The following is a 19,933-nucleotide window of genomic DNA, read 5'->3' as shown; positions in this document are numbered from 1 at the left end:
TGTCCCAGCCCCAGCCCCAGCCTCCTGCCCCAGCCGCCGCCGCTACGGAAGCGGAGCCGTCGGCAGGTCGGCCGGGACGAGCAGCTGGAGTTCCTCCGTGGACGGGTTCGCGAGATGGGCGATCCGCACCGCGTGCCGCTCGACCATGGTCTCGAAGACCTGTCGTGCGGTGCGCCCGTTGCCGAAGTTGGGCCCGCGCTCCAGCCCGCTGAAGTGTTCCAGCAGCGACTTCTCCGTGTCCTCGGAGAGCGCGTACTCGTGTTCGGCGCACTGCGCCCTGGCGATCTCCAGCAGTTCGTCCGCCGTGTAGTCGGGGAAACCGATGGTGCGGGAGAAGCGGGAGGAGACACCGGGGTTGGCGGAGAGGAAGCGCTCCATCTCGGCGGTGTAGCCCGCCACGATGACGACCACCTCGTCCCGGTGGTCCTCCATCAGCTTGACCAGGGTGTCGATCGCCTCGCGCCCGAAGTCCCGTGCCCCGTCCTCGGGTGCGAGCGCGTACGCCTCGTCGATGAAGAGCACCCCGCCGCGTGCCCGGTCGAAGGCGGCCGCGGTGCGGATCGCGGTGGAGCCGATGTGCTCGCCGACCAGGTCCACCCGGGCCACCTCGACCAGGTGCCCGCGCTGGAGCACCCCGAGCGAGGCGAGGATCTCGCCGTAGAGCCGGGCGACGGTGGTCTTGCCGGTGCCCGGTGCCCCGGTGAAGACCAGGTGCCGGCGCAGCGAGGGCGCCTTGAGCCCGGCCTGGCGGCGGCGACGGCCGACCGAGATCAGGTCGATCAGCGTGCGCACCTCCTGCTTGACCGTGGCCAGTCCGACCAGGGAGTCCAGCTCGGCGAGCGCTTCCTCGGCCGGCCGGCAGTCCGGGATCGGCGAGATGGTCGCCGAGCCGCCCGCAGGCGGTGCCAACGCCGGTGCCACCGAGGCCAGTTGGGCCGTGCGCGGCGCCGGTACGTCGGGTGGTCCGAAGGACGAGCCCAGCCCCGGCCCGCGCCCGGACGCCGGTCCGGACCCGCGCCCGGGCCCCGGTCCCGCACCGCCACCGGGGGCGGCGGGGGCGGCCGGTGCCGGAGCGGCCGCGACGTCGTCCGAGATGCACCCCTCCGTGACCGGCCCCGGTTCGGAGAACTCGAACCCGGTCCGCTGGTTGTGCTCGGCCCGGCACCGGATGAGCTGGGTCCGGCAGCCGTCGATGATGTGGAAGCCGAAGCCCTTGCCCTGGGAGACCCGGCAGTCCTCGAAGGTGCCCCGCCCCTGCGCCGAGACGTACACCCCGGCGTCCGTGCTGGCCCGTACGGTGCAGTCGCGCAGCACCGGGTCGGCGCCCTTGGTGACGATCACGCCGGTGGCCACGTCGGAGATCTCGCAGTCGGTGAGGAGTCCGCCGCTGCCGTGGTCGCGGAACCAGAGCCCGGTGCCCGCCTCCTGCACCCGGCAGGAGGCGAGGGAGACGGTGGCCCCGCCGCTGACCGAGACCGCCGAACTGCGGATCCGGCTGAACGAGCAGCCCTCGGCGGTGGCGGCGGAGTCCCGGTCGAGGACGAACAGGGCGTCCGGCAGGTCGTGCAGCGAGCAGTCGGTGAGGGTCAGCCGGGCGCCGTCGCTGACCCACAGTGCCGGGTACTCGCCGGTCGAGCTGTGGATCTGGCAGGACTCGGCGACGGCCTCGGTGCCCTGGTCCCAGACCGACAGCGCTCCGCGCCCGAAGTCCCGGACGGTGCTGTTCGCGAGGCTCAGCCGGGCGCGTCCGCGCAGGTCGGCGCCGTTCTCCGGCAGGTCGTGCACCCGGCAGCCGGTGAGCACCAGCTCGGCCTCGCCGTCCAGGGTCAGGCCGTTGCCGGTGACCCGGTGGATCTCGCAGTCGACCAGCCGCCCGCCCGCCTGCGCCTCGGCCTGCACACCGCTGCCGCGGATCTCGTAGATCTCGCAGCCGGTCAGCTCGGCCGCGCTGCCGGGGTCGGAGAGCAGGACGCCGGCGCCGGAGGCGTGGTGGACGCGGCAGCGGTCCAGGGCCGCGGTGGCGCCGCCGAGGACCGCCAGTCCGGCCTGGCCGGCGGCGGCGACCTCGCAGTCCTCGAAGGCGGCGGCGGTGTTCGCGCCGCGCAGCCGCAGCCCGAGTCCGCCCGGGTTGGTGACCACGCAGCCGCGCAGGGTCGGCCGGGCGCCGTCGGTGATCTCGATCCCGGTGGCCGAGCGGGTCTCGATCCGGCAGCCGCTGAAGGAGGGTGTCGCCTCCGGTCCGGTGACCAGGACGGCGGGGGTGGAGCTGTCGCCGCCCTCGACGACCAGGTCGCGTACGGTCGCGGCGGCGGTCACGGTGAGCGCCACGCCGGAGGGCGGGTCGATCCGGACCGTCCCCGGGCCCTGGGCCGGGACGAGCGTCACGGGCTTGTCCAGGAGCACGTTCTCCCGGAAGGTGCCCGGACGGACGGTCACGGTGTCGCCGGGTTCGGCGGCGGCGAGGGCCTCCGCGAGTGTGTCGTACTCTCCCGCGCGGCGACGCCAGCGGGATGCGCTGTCCTGGGTGACTCGGACCCTGTGCTCAGCCATGACGGTCTGTCGTCCCCACCTTCGTCGAGCCGGCGATCAACGGGCCGTACGCGCGGGGGTGCGCGGGCCGTCCGCCCACCGTAGCGCGCCCACGTGGGTGGTCCGGCCGCCCGCGGTCGCGCGGACACCGGTAGCGTTCAGCGCCGCCACAGGTTCCGACCACTTGTTTCAACGAGCGCGCACAGAGGTGGTTCCGCTCGGGTCGGCTCGCGAAGTCGCACGGGAGGTTGGAACGGCAGGTCGGAACGGGAGGTCGGAACGGCGGCCGGCGCGGGCAGTCGGCGCGGGCGGTCGGCACGGCCCGCCCCGCGGAATCCCGGTGCCGCCCGCCCACCCGCCCACCCGCCCACTCGCCCACGCGCCCACTCGCCCACGCGCCCGCGCGCTCAGCGCCCGTCGGCAGGCCAGTGCGCCCCGTCCTCCAGTACCTCGACCTCGTCGCCCAGCCGCAGCGTGCCGAGCGCGTCGCCCTCGACGCCGGCCGGCCGCTCGGGGATCAGGTTCTGCCCGAACGCGGCCTTGCGCAGCAGCCGGTGGTGCCGGGCCAGGGTGCGCAGCGGTTCCTTGCCGCGCCGCTCGCCGGTCTCCTGGTCGGTGGTGGTGATCACGCAGCGGCCGCAGGGCTTGACCACCTTGAAGGTGACCGAGCCGATCCGGATCCGGCTCCAGGTGTCCTCGGCCCACGGTTCGGCACCGCCGACCACCACGTTCGGGCGGAAACGTTCCATCGGCAGGGTCTCGTGGCCGTCCGGGTTCTCGGTGGCGATCAGCTCGTTGAGCCGGTCCAGGGAGGCGGTGGTGGTGAGCAGCAGCGGGAAGCCGTCGGCCATCGAGACGTTGTCGTCGGGCCGGCCGTACTCCGGGTCGACCGGCCGGGCGCGCGGGTCGTCCAGGTGCACCAGGCGGTAGTCGCCGAGGTGCTCGGCGATCCACTGGTGCGTCTCCTTGTCGGCCTCGGCGGCGTGGAATCGAGTGCCCCAGACCTCGACGTCGGCGAGCGGGTCGCCGGCCGCGACGGCGGGGGCGATGACCTCGATCCGGGAGCCGTCCGGGGCGGTCAGGCCGAGGGCGCCCTCGGGCAGCAGTTCGGCGCGGACCTGCCCGAGGGCCGCGTTCTCGCGCTGGCTGACGAACCGTCCGGTCGCGTCGGCGAGCATCCAGCGACGGTCTCCGGCCAGGCCCCACGGTTGGACCACGGCGGTGTCCGGGCTCAGGCGGTACATCGACTTGACGGGGTAGACGTGGAGTCCGGTGAGCTGCATTCCCCCATCCTGCCAGCCGGTCCCGGCCCGGAGGGAAGGACCCCGGACGCGCACGGACCGCCCGGACGCCGTGGGGGCGTGCCGGGCGGTCCGTGGATGACCCGTTTCTCCGTTCGCCCGGCGCACGGGGCGCCGGGTGGTGCTCAGGTGGTGCGGGTTCGGGCCGTGTGGGGGACGGCCTCGGGGCGGCAGTGGCTCAGTAGCCCTGGCCCTGCGGCTGGTAGCCGCCCTGGAACTGGCCGGGCTCGCCGTACTGGCCCGGGCGCTGCGGCTGCATCGGGCGGACCGGCGCGACCGGCGCCATGGCCGGGCGCAGCTGGGCGCCGCCGAAGGACTGCTCGCCGCCCTGACCCTGGAGGCCGGGGCCGCCGGCGCCCGGCCCGCCGAAGGACTGCTGGCCGCCGAAGCTCTGCGGACCGGCGGGCTGGCCCTGGCCGAAACCGCCCTGGCCGCCGGGCTGCTGCGCGCCGAAGGTCTGCTGGCCGCCCTGGGCGCCGATGAAGGTGTTCTGGCCGCCGAAGCTCTGGCCGCCGGTCGGCTGGTAGCCGCCGCCGGTGGCCTGGGCGAAGGCGGGGGCGCCGGGCTGCGGTCGCTGGTACGGCTGGGGGGCGCCGTAGCCGGGGACCGGAGGCTGGGGAGCGGCGTACGCCGGCGCGGGCTGCGCGGGGATGTACGCCGTGGCGGGGCCGGCGGAGGGACCGCTGCTCGGGCCGGGGCCCAGGGCGAGGCGGGCGGGCGGCAGCGCGGGGAGGTTGCTGCCGGCGTTCTCGTACCCGTTGCCGTAGCGGTTCTCGTAGGACTGGCCGGGGCCGGATCCGTAACCGGACGACAGTGCAGGCGGCAGGGCGGCCGGCACGTTGATGGGCGCGATCTGGGGGACGCCGCGCTCAGCCACGAGGCTGTCGTAGATCGGCGTGCCGGAGGAGAAGGACGGAGAGGGGTAGCCGACTCCGTCGTAGGAGCGGGGCGAGGTCATGGGCCATACGGTAAGCCCACAACGCGCCTGCTGAGGAGAGCGGGAGGGGGAGCAGTTCGAGTGTTTACACAGTCTTCGCTCGCACAAAGGTTTCGAAAGTAGTAAAGGCGGACATTCCGGCGTCCGGTTCCGGACAACCTTGGCGCCCCGTCAGTGGTCGAACGGTCGCCGGACGGATTCGCCGGAAGGCCTTGTGGTGACCGGCCGGTGGACGGTCGGGGGTCCTGCGGAGAAACTTTTTCCGGACGGGGCGTGCGCGGGCGCATTCGAGCCCCCGCCGTGGGGGCGGCGGAGGCTCGTGAATGTTTCGGGAATAAAATTCCCGTCAGTTCTCCGGGCGTTCGATTCAGGCCTGCGACCTGCCCGTGACCTGCGCCGTTGGCCCGTGACCTGCGCCGGCGGCCAGGGGCCGCCCGGGTTCCGGCCCGGTGCCGGACGGATGCCGGCCCGGCCCCGGCGGTCAGTGCGACCGCAGCGCCTGGGCCTGCGCGGGCAGAGCCGGCTTGCCGACCTCGGAGGTGCAGAAGGAGCACCGGGTCGCGGCGGCCGGGATCGGGCTCAGGCACTCCGGGCAGTCGACCTTCGAGGCCGGCGCGGGCTTGGCCGATTCGAAGCGGGCCTGGAGCTTGCCGACCGGCAGCACCACGGCGAAGTAGATGACGGCCGCGGTCAGCACGAAGCCGATGACCGCGTTGACGAAGAGGCCGTACGGGAACCGGGTGCCGGCCACGTCGAAGGTCTTCTGGGTGAAGTCGCCGACGGCACCGGACGCGACGCCGACCAGCGGGGTGAGGAAGGCGCTGACGAACCCGGTGACGACCGCGGTGAAGGCCGCGCCGATCACGATGCCGACCGCGAGGTCCACCACGTTTCCGCGCAGCAGGAAGCTGCGGAATCCCTTGAACACCGGGTGACTCCAAATCCGTACGAGGAAGGGGGAGATGGGGCGGCACGGCGGGTGCCGCCCCCGGCCGGACATCCTGCCGAGCGGCCCGGGTCGAGGTCCAACCGCGTTCACCCGAATCGGGTAACCGCCGCGGCGCCCGGCCCCGGCCGGCCGGGCGGGGCGGGGGCGCTCCGCGTACCGGTCTTTCGGCGGTCGAACACCCGGCTCGACCGCGCTGTGCGAAAGCGCATGTGACACCGGCACGCGCCGACCCGGGACGGCGCCGACCCGGCGCGACGGGGTGAACCGGAGCGCGGCAGGGGGCGAGGCGGGGCGCACAGTGGTCGCATCCGGCGCACGACGGCGGCCCCGTGGCGCACATCGGGTGTACAAGTGCGGGCGGATGGGCCACCATCAGGTTGCGCGAAGGGGATGTACCGGACGGAGCACTGTGCCAAGGTCGGTCCATGCCCGACCATTTGTCGGCCGATCCGGCCGGAAACCGTCCGCGTGTCCTGCATCTGATCAGCGACTCACGCCGTGGCGGCGCACAGAACTTCGCCCGCGACCTCCACCGGGAACTGGGCCGTCGGGGGCAGTCCTCCGCGCTGTGCGCCCTCGCCCCGCATCCGGCCGTCCACCCCGGCCCCGTCGAGTCGAGGCGGGACTGCGCGGACCCGGGTCCCGACTCCGGCTCCGGGGACGGGGGTTCCGATTCCGCGGGCCGGTCCCCCGATTCCACCGACCGGGGCCCCGACTCCGCCGGCCGGGCCGCCGTGGACTGCTCCGCCGCCTCCGGGCTGCGCTCCGCCGCCGTGCTGGGCCCCGGGCGGCTGCACCCGAGCACCCTGCGGGCGCTGCGCGCCGCCTCGCGCGCCGCCGACGTGGTGCTCGCCCACGGCTCGGACACCCTGGCCGCCTGCGCCCTCGCCCTGGCCGGGACCCGTACGCCCTTCGTCTACGTCTCGGTCGGCCACCCGCGCTACTGGACCGCCAACCGGCTGCGCCGGGTGCGCGGCGGCGCGCTGATGCACCGCGCGGCCGCCGTCACCACCCTCACCGACGAGGCGCGCGTCGTTCTGGAGGAGCAGTTCCGGCTGCCCGAGGGCAAGGTCCACGTGATCCCCAACTCCCGTGCCGCGGAGAGTTATCCGCCCGCCGACGGCCGGGACGACCGGAGGGCCGCGCGGCACGCGCTGGGCCTGCCGGCCGACGTGCTGCTGGTCGCCTGGATCGGGGCGATAGCTCCCGAGAAGCGGCTCGACCTCGCCCTCGACGTGCTCGACCGACTGCCCGACGTCCGGCTCGCCGTCGCCGGGGACGGGCCGCTGCGCGAGACCCTGGCCCGCCACCCGGCCGCCGCCCGCGCCCACTTCCTCGGCCCGCTGTCCGACCCGGCCCCGCTCTACCGCGCCGCCGACGCGCTGCTGCTGACCAGCGACAGCGAGGGCGTGCCCGGCGCGCTGATCGAGGCGGCGCTGGCCGGGGTGCCCGCCGTGGCCACTGACGTCGGCTGGGTGCGCGAGGTGGTCCGGGACGGTGCGACCGGCGCGCTGGTCGCCCCCGGGGACCCGCTCGCCCTCGCCGAGGCGCTGGGCAAGGTGCTGGCGGTCAACCGGGCGGGCCTGGGTGCGGCGGCCCGGGCGCACGCGCTGGAGCACTTCGAGCTGGGTGCCGTCGTGGACGCCTGGCAGCACCTGGTCGCCGAGGTGTGGACGGCGGGCCCGGAGGCCGCCGGCTGACCCGCCGCGCACCCCGGTCCCGTGGGCCCGCCGAGCACGTCGGTTCTGTTGGCCCTGTCGGGTGGTCCGTCCCGTCAATGGGCGCGGGCCCGGGTACGCCGATCGAGCGAATCCGGCCCTGCTCGCGCCGCAGCAACCGGTCGGTAGCGAACCGTCGCCAGCACACTGCCCGGTGTGAACTCGAAGTCGCTGCTGCGGTCCACCGTCCTGCTCGCCGTCGCCGTCGGGATTGCCGCGTCCCCCGTCCAGGCCGGCGCGATGTCCCACCAACCCCCCGCCGAGGGTGCCAAGTTCGTCGAGCTCGACCACCCGCAACCGGTGCGCGTGAGCGCCCGGACCGAGGCGGTCGAATTCTTCTGGTACGACTGCGGCCACTCCCAGGCGCTCGAACAGCCTCTGCGGGTCTGGGCGGAGAAGCACCGCGCCGATGTCGTGCTGCGCCGCGTCCCGGCCGTCTGGCCCGGCAGTCAGGACGAGGCCGTGCAACGCGGCCACGCCCGGCTGTACTACGCGCTGGACCGGCTGGGCCTGGTCGGCCGCCTCCAGACCGGCGTGTTCCGCGCCGTGCACAACGAGGGGCTCGACCTCACCACCGAGGCCACCGCCACCGACTGGGCCGTGCGCAACGGCGTCGACGCCCAGGCGTTCGGCCGGGCCTACCGCTCGGCCGCGGTGGGCCGGTCGGTCGACGAGGCCGCCGCCGCCTTCACCCGCTACGGCATCAACGAGCTGCCGACGGTCGTCGTCCAGGGCGAGTACCGCACCTCGCCGACCCAGGCCGGCGGGGTCGAGGCGATGCCCGAGGTGCTCGACCACCTGGTGCAGCAGGAGCGGCAGCACCACTACTGAGCCGGCCCTCCCGGCCACGTCGGTGACATCGGATCAGCTCGCACATGTTCCTTGTCCGGCAAGCGGTTTGCCGGACAAGGACCTTGCCTAACCATTCAAATGCTGTTTAATGGTTAGCATGAGCGAGCTGACGATCCCGCACGTCCACCACCGCCACGTCGACGTCGACGACCTGCGCGTCTTCTACCGCGAAACCGGCCCGGCCGACGCGCCCGTGCTCCTGCTGCTGCACGGCTTCCCGTCGTCCTCCCACCAGTACGCCCGGCTGCTCGACGCGCTCGGCACCCGCTACCGCCTGATAGCCCCCGACTACCCCGGCTTCGGCCACAGCGACAGCCCCGCGCCCGGCACCTTCACGTACCGCTTCGACAGCCTCGCCGAGGTGATCGAGGGGTTCTGCCTCGCCCTCGGCCTGGACCGCTTCGCGCTGTACGTCTTCGACTTCGGCGCCCCCGTCGGCCTGCGCCTGGCCACCCGGCACCCGGAGTGGATCACCGGACTGGTGGTCCAGAACGGCAACGCCTACGAGGAGGGACTCTCCGACCAGGCGCGGGAGTTCATCGCCAACAAGCGAGGCGTGCCGGGTGCCGAGCAGGCCGCCCGCTCGATCCTCACCCCGGACGTCACCCGCGACCAGTACGAGGGCGGCACGGGCGACCCGAGCCTGATCGCCCCCGACGGCTGGACGCTCGACCAGCACTTCCTCGACCTGCCCGGCCGCAAGGACATCCAGGTCGAACTCGCCCTCGACTACTTCTCCAACGTCGAGCTCTACCCCGACTGGCAGGCCTGGCTGCGCGCCGACCAGCCGCCCGCTCTGGTGCTCTGGGGCCTGGGCGACCCGTTCTTCACCGAAGCCGGCGCCCGCGCCTACCTGCGCGACCTGCCCGGGGCCGAGCTGCACCTGTTCGACACCGGGCACTTCGCCCTGGAGGAGAAGCTGCCCGAAATCGCCCCGCTGATCGACGACTTCCTCGCGCGGATCCCGAGGTAGCCGATCGCCGGGGCGGCGGGAACCCAGCCGCTCCGAATGCTCCAACGGGGCCGGAGGCTTCCGCGGCTTCGGCCGTCGCGGTCGCTCCGGTCACCTCGGTCGCGGCAGTCGTCCGTCGTCAGTCGCGGCGCAGCAGGTACGTGACGAAGCCGAGCGTCCCCCGGTAGCCGTGCAGCCACTCGGTGCGGTGCCGGTCCGCGGCCTCGCGGGCGGCCGCCGCGTCCGGGTGGTCCGGGTGATCCAGTGCCCACTCGGCCAGCGAGCCCGTCCAGGAGAACTCGTAGTCGTCCCACTCCTGTTCGGAGCTGACGTGACCGAACACCGGCGTCCAGCCGTCCGCGAGGACCCGGTCGGTGGTCGTCGCCAGATCCGCGAAGTCCTCCCGGGCGGCGCCCAGCCCGTCCAGCGCCGGCTGCGACGGCTCGCACTGCCAGAACGCTTCGCCGACCAGCAACCGGCCGCCCGGGGCCAGGAGTTCGCGGGCCGCGGCGAGCGTCGGCAGCAGACCGCCGAACGCGTGGGTGGCGCCGACGCACAGCACCACGTCGAACGGCTCCAGCGAGCTGAACTCCCGTACGTCCACGTGGTGCAGGCCGATCCGGCGAACCACGCCGAGCGCGGTCGCGGTCTCCCGGGCCCGGGTCAGCGCGGCCGCGTCCAGGTCCACGCCCACCGCCCGCCAGTTCGGACGGGCGGCCAGGGTCCGGAGCAGCCAGGCGCCCTCACCACAGCCCAGGTCCAGGGCCCGGCCCCGCTCCGTCCCGGCCGTCGCGCGGTCCAGCAACCGGGCCACCGACTCGTCCGCCAGCGGGGCCGCGACCGGGTGGCGGGCATGGGCGAGGCGGGAGATCTGCTGACGGTCCATCCGAGCAGTATGGAACGGGTCGGCCCACCGCGCAGCGGGTTCGGCACAGGGGACTTCTCAGGCCCGGGAGTACGTCCGGCCCTTCCACGCGGCGCCCCGGCCGCGCCAGTGCTGCACCGCCGAGTCCAGCGTCATCAGCAGGTACAGCCCCGCGGTGAACGGCAACAGCAGCACGGCCGCGGCCGGCTGCCCGTAGTACCGGACCATCGGCAGGTACGTGCCCGCCATCAGCGCCCACGCCGCCCCGCCCGCGGCCGCCACCGCCGGCACCCCGCCCACCAGCCCGGCCACCGTCGCCACCGGAGGCACCAGATAGACCAGCGCCAGCCCCAGCACCGTCCCGAGAAGCAGCACGGGCGAGTGCCTGAGCTGGGCGTAGGCGCTGCGCGAGACCATCCGCCACAGCTGCTCCAGCCGCGGGTACGGGCGCACGCTGTCCACGTCGTCGGCCAGGCCCAGCCAGGTCCGGCCGCCGGCGGACTTCACCGCCCGGGCCAGCGACACGTCGTCGATCACCGCGCCCCGGATCGCCGCCACCCCGCCCGCCCGCTCCAGCGCCTCGCGCCGCACCAGCGAGCAGCCGCCGGCCGCGGCCGCCGTCCGGGCACCGGGACGGTTGCTCCGGCGGAACGGGTACAGCTGGGCGAAGAAGTACACGAAGGCCGGCACGATCAGCCGCTCCCAGCCGGTCTCCACCCGCAGCCGGGCCATCTGCGACACCAGGTCCAGCCCGTTGCTCTCGGCGGCGGCCACCAGCTCGGCCAGCGAATCCGGACCGTGCGCGATGTCGGCGTCCGTCAGCAGCAGGTACTCGACGTCCGGCCCGGCCAGCGCCACGCCGTGCCGCAGCGCCCACAGCTTGCCGGTCCAGCCCGGTGGCAGCGGGGGAGGGGTGGTGACGGTCAGCTCCAGCCCGTCGATCGTCCGCAGCTCCGCCGCCAGGGCACCGGTTCCGTCCGAACTGTGGTCGTCCACCAGGAACACCCGGGCCCGCCCCGGATACTTCTGCGCGAGCAGCGTCGGCAGGCTCGCCGGGAGCACCAGGGCCTCGTCCCGGGCCGGCACCACGACCGCCACCTGCGGCCAGCGGACCGGCGGGCGACGCGGCGGCAGCCGTACGTCCGTGCGCCAGAACGAACCGTGGCAGCACGCCAGCCAGAGCCAGACCAGCAGGGAGAACGCGGCGATCCACAGCAGGACGGTCACCCCGGCAGTCTGCCGCAGAACCGGGCCGGACGGGCGCATCGACTAAAGTCTTGACCCGTGAAGATCGCACTGATGGACTCCGGAATCGGCCTGCTGGCCGCCGCCGCCGCCCTTCGGAAGCTGCGCCCGGACGTGGATCTGGTGCTCTCTTCCAACCCGGCCTCGATGCCGTGGGGGCCGCGTACGCCGGAAGAGGTCACGGAGCTGGCCCTCGGCTGCTGCCGGGCCGCCGCCGCGCTCGAACCCGACGCGCTGGTGATCGCCTGCAACACCGCCTCCGTGCACGCGCTCGCCACCCTGCGGGCCGAGCTGGAGCCCGGGCTTCCGGTGATCGGCACCGTCCCGGCGATCAAGCCCGCCGCCGCGCAGGGCGGCCGGGTCGCCATCTGGGCCACCCCGGCCACCACCGGCAGCGACTACCAGCGCGGGCTGATCCGCGACTTCGGCGGTTCGGCGGACGTCACCGAGGTCGCCTGCCCGGGCCTCGCGGACGCGGTCGAGCACGGCGACGACGAGGCCATCACCGCCGCCATCGCCGACGCCGCCGCCCGGACACCGGTCGGGACCGACGTCATCGTGCTCGGCTGCACCCACTACGAACTCGTCGACGACCGCATCCGCGCCGCCGTCGCCCCGACCGCCTCGCCGGGGCTCACCCTGCACGGCTCCGCCGACGCCGTGGCCGCCCAGGCCCTCCGCCGCGTCGCCGACCCCACCAGGAGGGGCGGCGGCACCCTCACCGTCCTCCACGCCGGCGCCCCCGCCAACCTCCCCCCGGTCGCCGCCCTCTACCCCCAGGGCAACGCCCTCGCCACCCTCATCGGCTGACCCCGAGCGGCCGAGCGGCCGACCGACGCAGCGCGGAGCGGGAGGTCGATCCGGTCGACTTCCCGCTCCGCGCTCGGGCGCCACGGCTCCGCCGCCCTCCGCCCCGAGGCCTGCTGATCGCCCACTCGAGCGCGCCCGGTGCGTGAGAAGTCGACCGGGCCGACTTCTCACGCACGACCGCCTCGCACCGCGCCCCGCCGGCGCACCGAAAGTCGACCCCTCCGACTGCTCGCGCAGTGGTGCCCGCCCCGCACCTACATGGATCTACGCGCATAGAGTCAGCTTCTCCCGACTCCTGGCGCGTGAGAAGTCGACCGGGCCGACTTCTCGCGCGGCGTTCGCTCGGGTGGGCTTCGCCTCTCCCGGCGTGGCCGGTCGCAGGCCGGAGGACTTTGGTGCGTGGATCTCCCGTGCGCAGGAAGTCGACCGGGCCGACTTCCTGTGCTGTGCTGCGCCGCGCTGGGGCGGCCGTTGCTCCGCTGCCGGGCGCCTTGCGGGCTTCCGATCGCCAGCCCAGGCCCTCCCGGTGCGCAGGAAGTCAGCCTGGCCGACTTCTCATGCCGGGCTCGCTTCATCTGCCGCGTTGAAAGGGTGGTCCTCCGGCTCCTGTGGGCACGGCCGGCGCGCGAGAGGTCGATCTGGTCGACTTCCTGCGTCGTGTTCGGGGCGCTATGGCTCCGCCGCCTCGTAGTCGTGCGGCCTGCTGGTTGCACGACCGGGGCCCCTGGTGCGCAGGAAGTCGACTCGGCCGACTTCTCGCGCGGCGCCTGCTTCGGTGAGGCTTCGCCTCTCTCGGTGGCGAGGCGGGCCGCAGGATCGGGATGCGTGGATCTGCCGCGTGCGGGCTCTCTCGGTGGCGGCGCAGCGCGAGAAGTCGACCGGGCCGACTTCCTGCGCTGTGCTGCGCCGCGCTGTGGTGGCTGCGGCTCTGCTGCCGGGCGGCTTGCGGGCTTCCGATCGCCAGCCCAGGCCCTCCCGGTGCGCAGGAAGTCGGCCTGGCCGACTTCTCATGCCGAGCTGCTGTGCGCGGGGGCGGCTTCGAGTGGCCTCTACGCGCATAGATTCGGTCGTGGGGTGTGGGGGAGTCGGGCTGGCCGGATTTTGGCGCGGGGCCAACTTTGGGCGTGCGGGAAGTCGGCGGGGTCGGCATTCCTGGGGGCGCGCGGCTTCGGCGGGGTGAGTGCGTGAGAAGTCGATCTGGTCGACTTCTCACGCGGGGGTGATGGCTCGGACCGGCTCGTCGCTCACATGATCTTGGAATCGAAAAGTCGGCGCGGCCGATTTTCCGGTGCGGGGATTGCGGGAGGCCGGGCGGGGTGCGGCGGCCGTGCCTGGGCGGCACCTCCGGTGCCTGAGGGGCGAGCGGACCGGTAGTGGTGCGCGCGCAGGAAGTCGGCCGAGCCGACTTCCTGCGCGCAGGTGGGGGCCTGCTGCCCCCCGTTAGGCGACGGCCTGACGGCGCCAGCGGCGGTAGGCGGGTTCCAGGCCGGACAGGATGGTGTCGAAGCGGCGGGTGCTGGTGGTGGAGTCGACCTGGAGGCGGCTGATCTGGAGGGGATGGGAGGGGAGCCGGGGGCCCAGGCGGTGGTCGGAGAGGAAGCCGAGGCGGTAGCCGAGCTCCTGCAGAACGGTTTCAGCACGGACGTCGTGGCCGCCGTCCGGGTAGGCGAAGGCGATCGGTGGTTCGCCCAGCCAGTGGGTGAGGGCCTCGTGGGCACCGGTGATCTCGGTGCGCACGGTGTCGTCGTCGCAGCGCCCGAGGCACGGGTGCCCCTGGGTGTGGTTGCCGATGGCGACGCCCCCGTCCCGCAGGGCGAGCAGGTCGGCCGGGGTCAGCTGCTCCTGGCGGGGCGGCCGGCGGTCGGCGCTGACCCGCAGCTCGTGCAGGCTGCGCCGGCGGTCCGGGTCCGGCATGGCCTTGAGTCGCCGGAGCAGTTGGGACGGGTGTCCGCAGTCGAGCGAGCGGGCCCGGCCCCCGTGCCGGGCCAGGAAGTCGGCCTCGTGCCACCAGAACGGCCGCTCGGTGCCGATGAGCTCCGAGATGACGAACGCGGTGGCCGGAATGCCCCGGGCGTCGAGGGCCGGCAGGGCGTGGGTGAGCACGCTCCGGTCGGCGTCGTCGAAGGTGACCAGGACGCTCCTGGGCGGCAGCGGCCGCCGCTCGGTGACGGCCTGGAGGACCGCGCCGAGCGAGACGGGTGTCGCGAGCCGCTGGAGCCGGTCGAGCTGGGCGCCGAAGGAGTAGTGGTCGGTCACCCCGTGGTAGGCGAGCACGGCGAGTCGCTGGGCGGCCAGGGCCCGGAACAGCGGCTGGACGGGGGCGAACCGCAGCCATTCGCCCCGAGCGTCCTGCTGTTCCGTGCCGCCGGCCGCCCGGTGACGGCCCCCGCCGTCCCGGTGCCCGCCGTGACGGCCCCCGCCGTCCCGGTGCCCGGCATCCCGGTGTCCGACATCCCGGTGTCCGCCGGGCCGAGGCTCGCGATGCCGAGGCTCGCCGTGTCGATGGTCGTCGTGAAGAAGCTCACTGCGCAGAAGCTCACTGCGCAGGAGTTCGTCGTGCAGGAGTTCGCCGTGGAGCAGCCCGCCGTGCAGGCGGTCGGCGGCCGGGCGGTCGGTGGGCCGGCCGATGTCGCGCCGGTCGGCGGGCCGTCCGGTGGGCGGGGGCAGCGCGCGCAGGCCGGGTGCCGGCCGGGCGCGGGCCATGGAGATCGATGTACTGGACTGGGACTGCGGCACGGTTCCCCCTCGTTCGCCGAGCGGCGTGGCGGTACCGCCGGAGGACGGAGCCCGGCCTCCGACTCCAGGGGCGGCGGCTCCGCTCCTGGATATTCCTGTTCTCGGTGGGGGTTCACGCCCACCCTCGAACGGCTCCTGGATCACTCAATGCCATTGAGACCGCTGTACCGGACCGATGGTTGTACCGGGGGGACGAGGATTTTTCGTGGACTGATTGTGGAGCCGGAATGCCCGCGCCGACGTCTCGGACACACCTCGCGGCGATCTCGGTGGGCCCCTGACCAGCCCGGATTCTCCGGTCGCAGAGGGTGTTCGACCCTTCACTCCCTGCGGGCTGCCGCTCGCCCCGCCCCGGGGTACCTTGGGCTCATGGCAGATGCGGACCGTGACCCCTTCCATCTCCACGGGGCCTCCCGAATGGCTCGCGCGTGCAGTGGCGGAGCGCTGGTCACCCACCAGCTCCCGCTGGCCGTGGTGGGCCTGGCCTGCCTGGTGCTCGGCATCGCCGTGGCCGTGTTCGTGCCGGACAGTGACGGGCCGGCCTGGGCGATGGCGGTGGCCGGCTGTCTGGCCGCCGGCGTCCTGCTGCTGGGCCGGATCGCGTTCGGCGTGTTCCGCGACCGCCGCCGCGCCGTGCTCTGACGGCTCCCGGCCGGGGTGCCGGTCGTACGGCAGGCGGGTTCCGTCCGGGCGTCGCCCCCACCCGTTATGTCGATCGCTCTCGGCATTTCGAAACGACCGATCGAGCGAAATTGGTCAGACCGACTGAATATCGTCCAGTCTGACAATCTTGGGCCCTCTTCTTTCACCATTCCCGGACAACGGCTTCATCCCGCCTCTACTGTGAATGCGTTCTTCCGACTCGACTCGAAGCGCCGCGGAGGGGGAGCGATGGGCGCCAGACCGGATCGTGCCGTGGCCGCCTCATGAGACGCGCCGGCGACCTCGCCGTCGCCGCCCTGGCCGCGGTCGTCGCGCTGCCGCTGGCCCTGCTGATCGCCGTCCTGCTCCGCTGCTCCGCCGGCGGCCCGGTGCTCCAGCGGCAGACGCGGACCGGACGGCACGGCCGCGAGTTCCAGATCCTGCGCTTCCGGACCGGCGGGGACGGCCGGCTCACCACCCTGTTGCGCCGCACCGGCCTGGACGAGCTGCCCCGGCTGTGGAACGTGGTGCGCGGCGAGATGGGGGTGATCGGTCCCCGGCCGGCCAGCCCCGTCCAGGTCGTGGGCTACTCCCGGCGAGAGCGCGGCCGACTCGCGGTGCGGCCCGGCCTCACCGGCTGGGCCCAACTGCACGCCCTGGACCGCGGCCGGACGCCCCGCCCGCTCAGCCGTCCCGAGTGGGCCGAACTCGACCTCTGGTACGTCGAGCACCGCTCGCTCGGGCTCGACCTGCACATCCTCGGGCTCACCGTGCTCGCCCTGCTGCGGCCCGACACCGGCCGGGCGCACCGGGTCGGCCCGGAACCGCCCCGATAGGCTGCGGTTCATGGCCATTCCCCCTTTCCTCGCCGAACTCCGCGCCATCGTGGGTACCCGTCCGCTCTGGCTCAGCGCCGTCGTCGCCGTCGTGCTGGACGACCGCGACCGGGTGCTGCTGGCCCGCCGGGCCGACGACGGCCGGTGGGCGCCGGTCGGCGGCATCCTCGACCCGGGCGAGCAGCCCGCAGACGGCGTGGTGCGCGAGTGCGAGGAGGAGACCGGGGTGGTGGTCGTGCCCGAGCTGCTCGCCTCCGTCACGGTCTCGCCGCAGGTCACGTACCCGAACGGCGATGTGACGCAGTACCTGGTGCTGACCTTCCGCTGCCGCGCGGTCGGCGGCGAGGCGCGGGTGAACGACGACGAGTCGCTGGACGTCGGCTGGTTCGGGCTGGACGAGCTGCCGCCGATGATCGAGACCGAGCACGAACGGCTGCGCCACGCGCTGGAGTGCGAGGGGCCGGCGGTCTTCACCTGGGAGGGCAAGGAACGCCCCTGAGCCCGAGCGGCCCACCGGCCGTGCCCATCGCGGCCGCCGCACCAGGGACGCCCGCCGGGCGAGCCGCGTCCGCCGCACCCGCCGAGCCTGCCGCACCCGCCGAGCCTGCCGCACCCGCCGAGCCTGCCGCACCCGCCGAGGCTGCACGCGCCCGCCCGACCCACCGGGCCCCGCCCGGGCGAGGTCAGCCCTTGTACTGCCGGTAGGCCTCCTCCGCCGCGTCCAATACCGCGGCCAGGTCCCCGCCCGCCGTGGCGGTCGCGGTGGCGGCCACCGCGCCCTCGACGAACGGGGCGTTGGCGAACCTGACGGGGAACGGCAGTCCGTGCTCGTCCGCGTCGGACAGCAGCGCGCGGACGGTGGTGACCGCCCCGCCCAGGTCGGCGAGCACCACCACGCCGTGGCCCTGGTCCACCCGTCGGGTCGCGGCGGCCACCAGGACGGCGCTGATGCCCGGTCCGTCAGACGGGTCGCCCCCGGTGGCGGCGACCGGTGCGGGGGAGTCGGATCCGGTCAACGCGAGCGCGAGGGAACGCACGGCGGTGGCCAGTTCCTGGCTGTGCGAGACCAGGACGATCCCGACCCGCCCGTGCACGGCGGGCCGGGCGGGGGTCGGCCGGGGCAACGAGGTGGGCGAGGGGGGCGTACGGGGTGCCGGGGGGTGGGCCGAAGGGGCGTCGGAGATGGGGATGACGTCGGCGCGGGTGCCGTCCCGGCGGCTCATCGGCTGCTCCCTTGAGCGGATCGTTGGGTGGACCGGTGGATGGATCGTTGGGCGGGTCAGTGGGTGGGTCAGTGGGCGGGTCGTCGGGCGGACCGGTGGGCGGGGCCGGTGAACGGATCGGCGTCCGGACCGGTGGCCGAATCGTTCGAGTGGCGCGGGCCGGCAGGGCGGTCGGGCGGCGCCCTGGCAGCACTCTGGCAGCTGCCCGCCGCCCCCGCCGGTCGGGACACGCCTCGACCCGTCCTCCGGCGGTGTCCGTCCCCGCCCGGAGGAGTCCTCGTCAACCCGCTGACCGGGGCCGGGCGGTGTGGCTAGGCTGGTTCCGGAACGCCGTCGGGAGGAGATCGGTCAGTGGGATCCAGCAGCGGGACGAATACGGAGGCCGGCGTGGCGCGGCCGGAGTTGGCGCCGAACGGGAAGCCCAGGGTGGACTTCACCGGGGCGGAGTGGCTGTGCAGCAGTCAGGGCGTCGGGGACGTGCAGATCGCCTTCGTGGACGGCTACATCGGGATGCGGGACGGCCGTCAGGAGGACGGGCCGGTCCTGGTCTTCACGCCGGGCGAGTGGCGGGCCTTCGTGCTCGGCGCCCGGGACGGCGAGTTCGACCTCACCTGAGGCGGCGCGCCGGGCGGTTCACAGCGGGAGCGGACCCCCGATCGACGGGGGTCCGCTCCGCAGACGATCTTTCGGGTCCGAACATCACAAGTGATGATCCATTGAGCGTGCCCCGTCAGAATTTCTGTTGACTGTTAGACAAACGCAGCTCAGAGTATGAGCACGGGCAGACGCCGTGCCCACCGCCCCCACGCGGCCAGACACGGCGCCTGCTGTGCGGCCCGGCACTACTGCCAGGCCATCCTCCCAGTCATCCCCTGCGCACCGGGGTGCGTCGGCCGGTCCCGGCCCCATGAGGGGCCGGCAGTCGCCGGGAGGTTGGCGCCGACGCCGAGAGCGACTCGGATGACGGCACCGATGCTCGGGACCCGCACGCCCCCACGCGGCGGCGTCCCGAGCAGATCCACGGGAGCGACGGGCCGGGGCCCCGCGGATCTGGCTTGTGATGCATGGAACTGTTGGCTTGTGTGTTCGTGCAGTGTGCGACGACGAAGCTGGGTGCTCGGCGGTTCGGCACGACAAGTGCACAGTGAGGGAAACGCGTGTAGGGCCGCGTTGCGACATGCCGTCCCCCCGAAGGGTGAAACCCAGAACGGCTGTCGTGCTGAACCGAACGTAGCCCGGACGGTTGCTCAGAGTCAACATTGGTCTCTGAGCGTCGATCTCCCGCTCGTCCCCCGGCGGCGCCCCACCCACCTCGCGAGCGTGGTCTGCCGGACACGTACGATGTTCCCATGTCTTTTCTCCGCCGTCGCTCCGGACAGCCCGCCGGCCCGGACTTCGACGTGCTCGCGATGGACCCGGGTGACTGGCCCGGTGACTTCGGTGCGGCCATGATGACCGGCCCGGACGGCTCCTGCCAGGGGATTTTCCTGCGCTACGACCTGTTCGGCGGCAGAGGCCCGGCGATGTTCATCGGCAACCTCCCCGAGGGTTCGCCCGCCCGGGAGACCGGCGACGACGTGCCCTTCGAGGTGCGGCAGCTGCTCGCGGCGCTGGAGAACGACGAGCCGGTCGAGTTCGTCTCGGCCGAGGACTTCCCGGTGATGCTCGGGGACGACCTGCTGATCGTGAAGAAGGTCAAGGTCAGCGAGGAACGCGTGTTCTGCGCCCAGTTCGGCCGCAGCGACGGCGTCCTGGTCACCATCGCGTCCTGGGACCGACCGATTTCGGACGACCTGTATCAGCTGCTGAAGCCGCTCCCCGCGGACATGTTCCAGCAGGGCTGATCCCGGCGGGGCCGGCCGGTCCCGCCCGGGGGGCGGACGCTGCTTGACGGTATCGATCAACGGTTCGTACAGTCGCGAACATGCCGTGCCGTCTCCCGCTGCTGACCCGTCGCAGGCATCTGGACCTGCGGCGCACCGCCAGCGCGGCGTGTCCGGGCCGCTGAGGGGGGATTCGTCCCCCGGCGGCGGGCGGTCGACCGGGTGCCCGGTCGGCGCCGACACCAGGGGGCGGGCCGTGAGCCGGCCTCCGGGGCCGCCAGTCGGTACCGCGCGCCCGTACGGCGTGCCGCCCGCATTCGCCGAGCCCACGCTGCCGCCCGGAGGCACCGCATCATGACGACCCGCACCGTCAACCGTTCGACCGTCGATCGTGCGTCCGAGGACGCTCCCGCCGGACGCCGTTCCCGGACCGCCCCGCGAACGGCGGATTCCGACCGGTCCGATTCCGGCCATCTCGAATCCACCGGTTCCACACCCACCGGTTCCGCCGGTCC

The 19,933-nt window shown here is 73.8% G+C and carries 18 protein-coding genes; 10 read left to right on the top strand and 8 right to left on the bottom strand.

The genetic code is table 11. The features are described from left to right. Nucleotides 1–42: 42 nt before the first annotated feature. From ACGFSC_RS40685 to mscL, 4 genes are all read right to left on the bottom strand, one after another. A complete protein-coding gene (locus tag ACGFSC_RS40685) occupies nt 43–2,550 on the bottom strand; it encodes a right-handed parallel beta-helix repeat-containing protein (protein WP_359911832.1) in 2,508 nt (835 codons plus the stop codon). A gap of 386 nt (nt 2,551–2,936) precedes the next feature. Further along, on the bottom strand, nt 2,937–3,812 hold the full coding sequence (locus tag ACGFSC_RS40680; protein ID WP_359911829.1) for an MOSC domain-containing protein: 876 nt from the start codon (nt 3,810–3,812) through the stop codon (nt 2,937–2,939). 196 nt (nt 3,813–4,008) lie between these two features. Next, on the bottom strand, nt 4,009–4,788 hold the full coding sequence (locus ACGFSC_RS40675; RefSeq protein ID WP_380353128.1) for a DUF6643 family protein: 780 nt from the start codon (nt 4,786–4,788) through the stop codon (nt 4,009–4,011). A 460-nt stretch (nt 4,789–5,248) separates the two neighbouring features. Beyond that, nucleotides 5,249–5,695, bottom strand: a complete 447-nt coding sequence (mscL, locus tag ACGFSC_RS40670) for a large conductance mechanosensitive channel protein MscL (protein WP_359911826.1) — start codon at nt 5,693–5,695, stop codon at nt 5,249–5,251. 446 nt (nt 5,696–6,141) lie between these two features. Here mscL and ACGFSC_RS40665 point away from each other — a divergent pair, with 446 nt between their 5' ends. The 3 genes from ACGFSC_RS40665 to ACGFSC_RS40655 all read left to right on the top strand — a co-directional run bounded on the left by ACGFSC_RS40665 (nt 6,142) and on the right by ACGFSC_RS40655 (nt 9,259). Next, a complete protein-coding gene (locus ACGFSC_RS40665) occupies nt 6,142–7,416 on the top strand; it encodes a glycosyltransferase family 4 protein (protein ID WP_359911824.1) in 1,275 nt (424 codons plus the stop codon). Between the two features lie 174 nt (nt 7,417–7,590). Continuing rightward, on the top strand, nt 7,591–8,265 hold the full coding sequence (locus ACGFSC_RS40660; protein WP_359911821.1) for a thiol:disulfide interchange protein DsbA/DsbL: 675 nt from the start codon (nt 7,591–7,593) through the stop codon (nt 8,263–8,265). Between the two features lie 118 nt (nt 8,266–8,383). After that, nucleotides 8,384–9,259, top strand: a complete 876-nt coding sequence (locus ACGFSC_RS40655; protein ID WP_359911818.1) for an alpha/beta hydrolase — start codon at nt 8,384–8,386, stop codon at nt 9,257–9,259. Nucleotides 9,260–9,377: 118 nt separating this feature from the next. Here ACGFSC_RS40655 and ACGFSC_RS40650 read toward each other — a convergent pair whose 3' ends face one another. Then, a complete protein-coding gene (locus tag ACGFSC_RS40650; protein ID WP_359911815.1) occupies nt 9,378–10,124 on the bottom strand; it encodes a class I SAM-dependent methyltransferase in 747 nt (248 codons plus the stop codon). A gap of 57 nt (nt 10,125–10,181) precedes the next feature. Next, nucleotides 10,182–11,369 carry a glycosyltransferase gene (locus ACGFSC_RS40645; RefSeq protein WP_359911812.1) on the bottom strand — a complete coding sequence of 396 codons (1,188 nt, stop codon included), beginning with the start codon at nt 11,367–11,369 and terminating at the stop codon, nt 10,182–10,184. Nucleotides 11,370–11,387: 18 nt separating this feature from the next. Between ACGFSC_RS40645 and ACGFSC_RS40640 the strand changes: the two genes are divergently transcribed. Beyond that, nucleotides 11,388–12,158 (top strand): aspartate/glutamate racemase family protein, encoded by a 771-nt coding sequence (locus ACGFSC_RS40640; protein WP_359911810.1) that lies wholly within the window; start codon nt 11,388–11,390, stop codon nt 12,156–12,158. Nucleotides 12,159–13,598: 1,440 nt separating this feature from the next. Here ACGFSC_RS40640 and ACGFSC_RS40635 read toward each other — a convergent pair. Then, nucleotides 13,599–14,894 (bottom strand): polysaccharide deacetylase family protein, encoded by a 1,296-nt coding sequence (locus ACGFSC_RS40635; RefSeq protein WP_359914595.1) that lies wholly within the window; start codon nt 14,892–14,894, stop codon nt 13,599–13,601. Between the two features lie 417 nt (nt 14,895–15,311). Between ACGFSC_RS40635 and ACGFSC_RS40630 the strand changes: the two genes are divergently transcribed. The 3 genes from ACGFSC_RS40630 to ACGFSC_RS40620 all read left to right on the top strand — a co-directional run bounded on the left by ACGFSC_RS40630 (nt 15,312) and on the right by ACGFSC_RS40620 (nt 16,871). Then, complete coding sequence (locus ACGFSC_RS40630) at nt 15,312–15,536, top strand: hypothetical protein (RefSeq protein ID WP_359914598.1); 225 nt, start codon at nt 15,312–15,314, stop codon at nt 15,534–15,536. 284 nt (nt 15,537–15,820) lie between these two features. After that, nucleotides 15,821–16,372, top strand: coding sequence for a sugar transferase (locus tag ACGFSC_RS40625; protein ID WP_359914601.1), 552 nt, complete (start codon nt 15,821–15,823; stop codon nt 16,370–16,372). 10 nt (nt 16,373–16,382) lie between these two features. Continuing rightward, entirely contained in the window at nt 16,383–16,871 is a 489-nt protein-coding gene (locus ACGFSC_RS40620; RefSeq protein ID WP_359914604.1) for an NUDIX domain-containing protein, read from the top strand. A gap of 184 nt (nt 16,872–17,055) precedes the next feature. Here the strand turns inward: ACGFSC_RS40620 and ACGFSC_RS40615 are convergent, their stop codons facing one another. Next, entirely contained in the window at nt 17,056–17,595 is a 540-nt protein-coding gene (locus ACGFSC_RS40615; RefSeq protein ID WP_359914607.1) for a PTS fructose transporter subunit IIA, read from the bottom strand. 387 nt (nt 17,596–17,982) lie between these two features. Between ACGFSC_RS40615 and ACGFSC_RS40610 the strand changes: the two genes are divergently transcribed. The 3 genes from ACGFSC_RS40610 (at nt 17,983) to ACGFSC_RS40600 (ending at nt 19,603) form a co-directional block, all read left to right on the top strand. Beyond that, the gene (locus ACGFSC_RS40610; RefSeq protein WP_359914630.1) at nt 17,983–18,210 is read left to right on the top strand and encodes a DUF397 domain-containing protein; all 228 of its coding nucleotides are present in this window, start codon (nt 17,983–17,985) and stop codon (nt 18,208–18,210) included. A 734-nt stretch (nt 18,211–18,944) separates the two neighbouring features. Further along, nucleotides 18,945–19,439, top strand: coding sequence for a hypothetical protein (locus ACGFSC_RS40605; RefSeq protein ID WP_030058989.1), 495 nt, complete (start codon nt 18,945–18,947; stop codon nt 19,437–19,439). Nucleotides 19,440–19,519: 80 nt separating this feature from the next. Beyond that, complete coding sequence (locus ACGFSC_RS40600; RefSeq protein ID WP_350526312.1) at nt 19,520–19,603, top strand: putative leader peptide; 84 nt, start codon at nt 19,520–19,522, stop codon at nt 19,601–19,603. Nucleotides 19,604–19,933 lie beyond the last annotated feature (330 nt).

The organism is Kitasatospora sp. NPDC048715, from assembly GCF_043198905.1.
In the GTDB taxonomy this organism is placed as follows: domain Bacteria; phylum Actinomycetota; class Actinomycetes; order Streptomycetales; family Streptomycetaceae; genus Kitasatospora; species Kitasatospora lactacystinica.
Note: the sequence above shows the minus strand (reverse complement) of the source record. Positions and strands in the feature narration are given on the sequence as shown.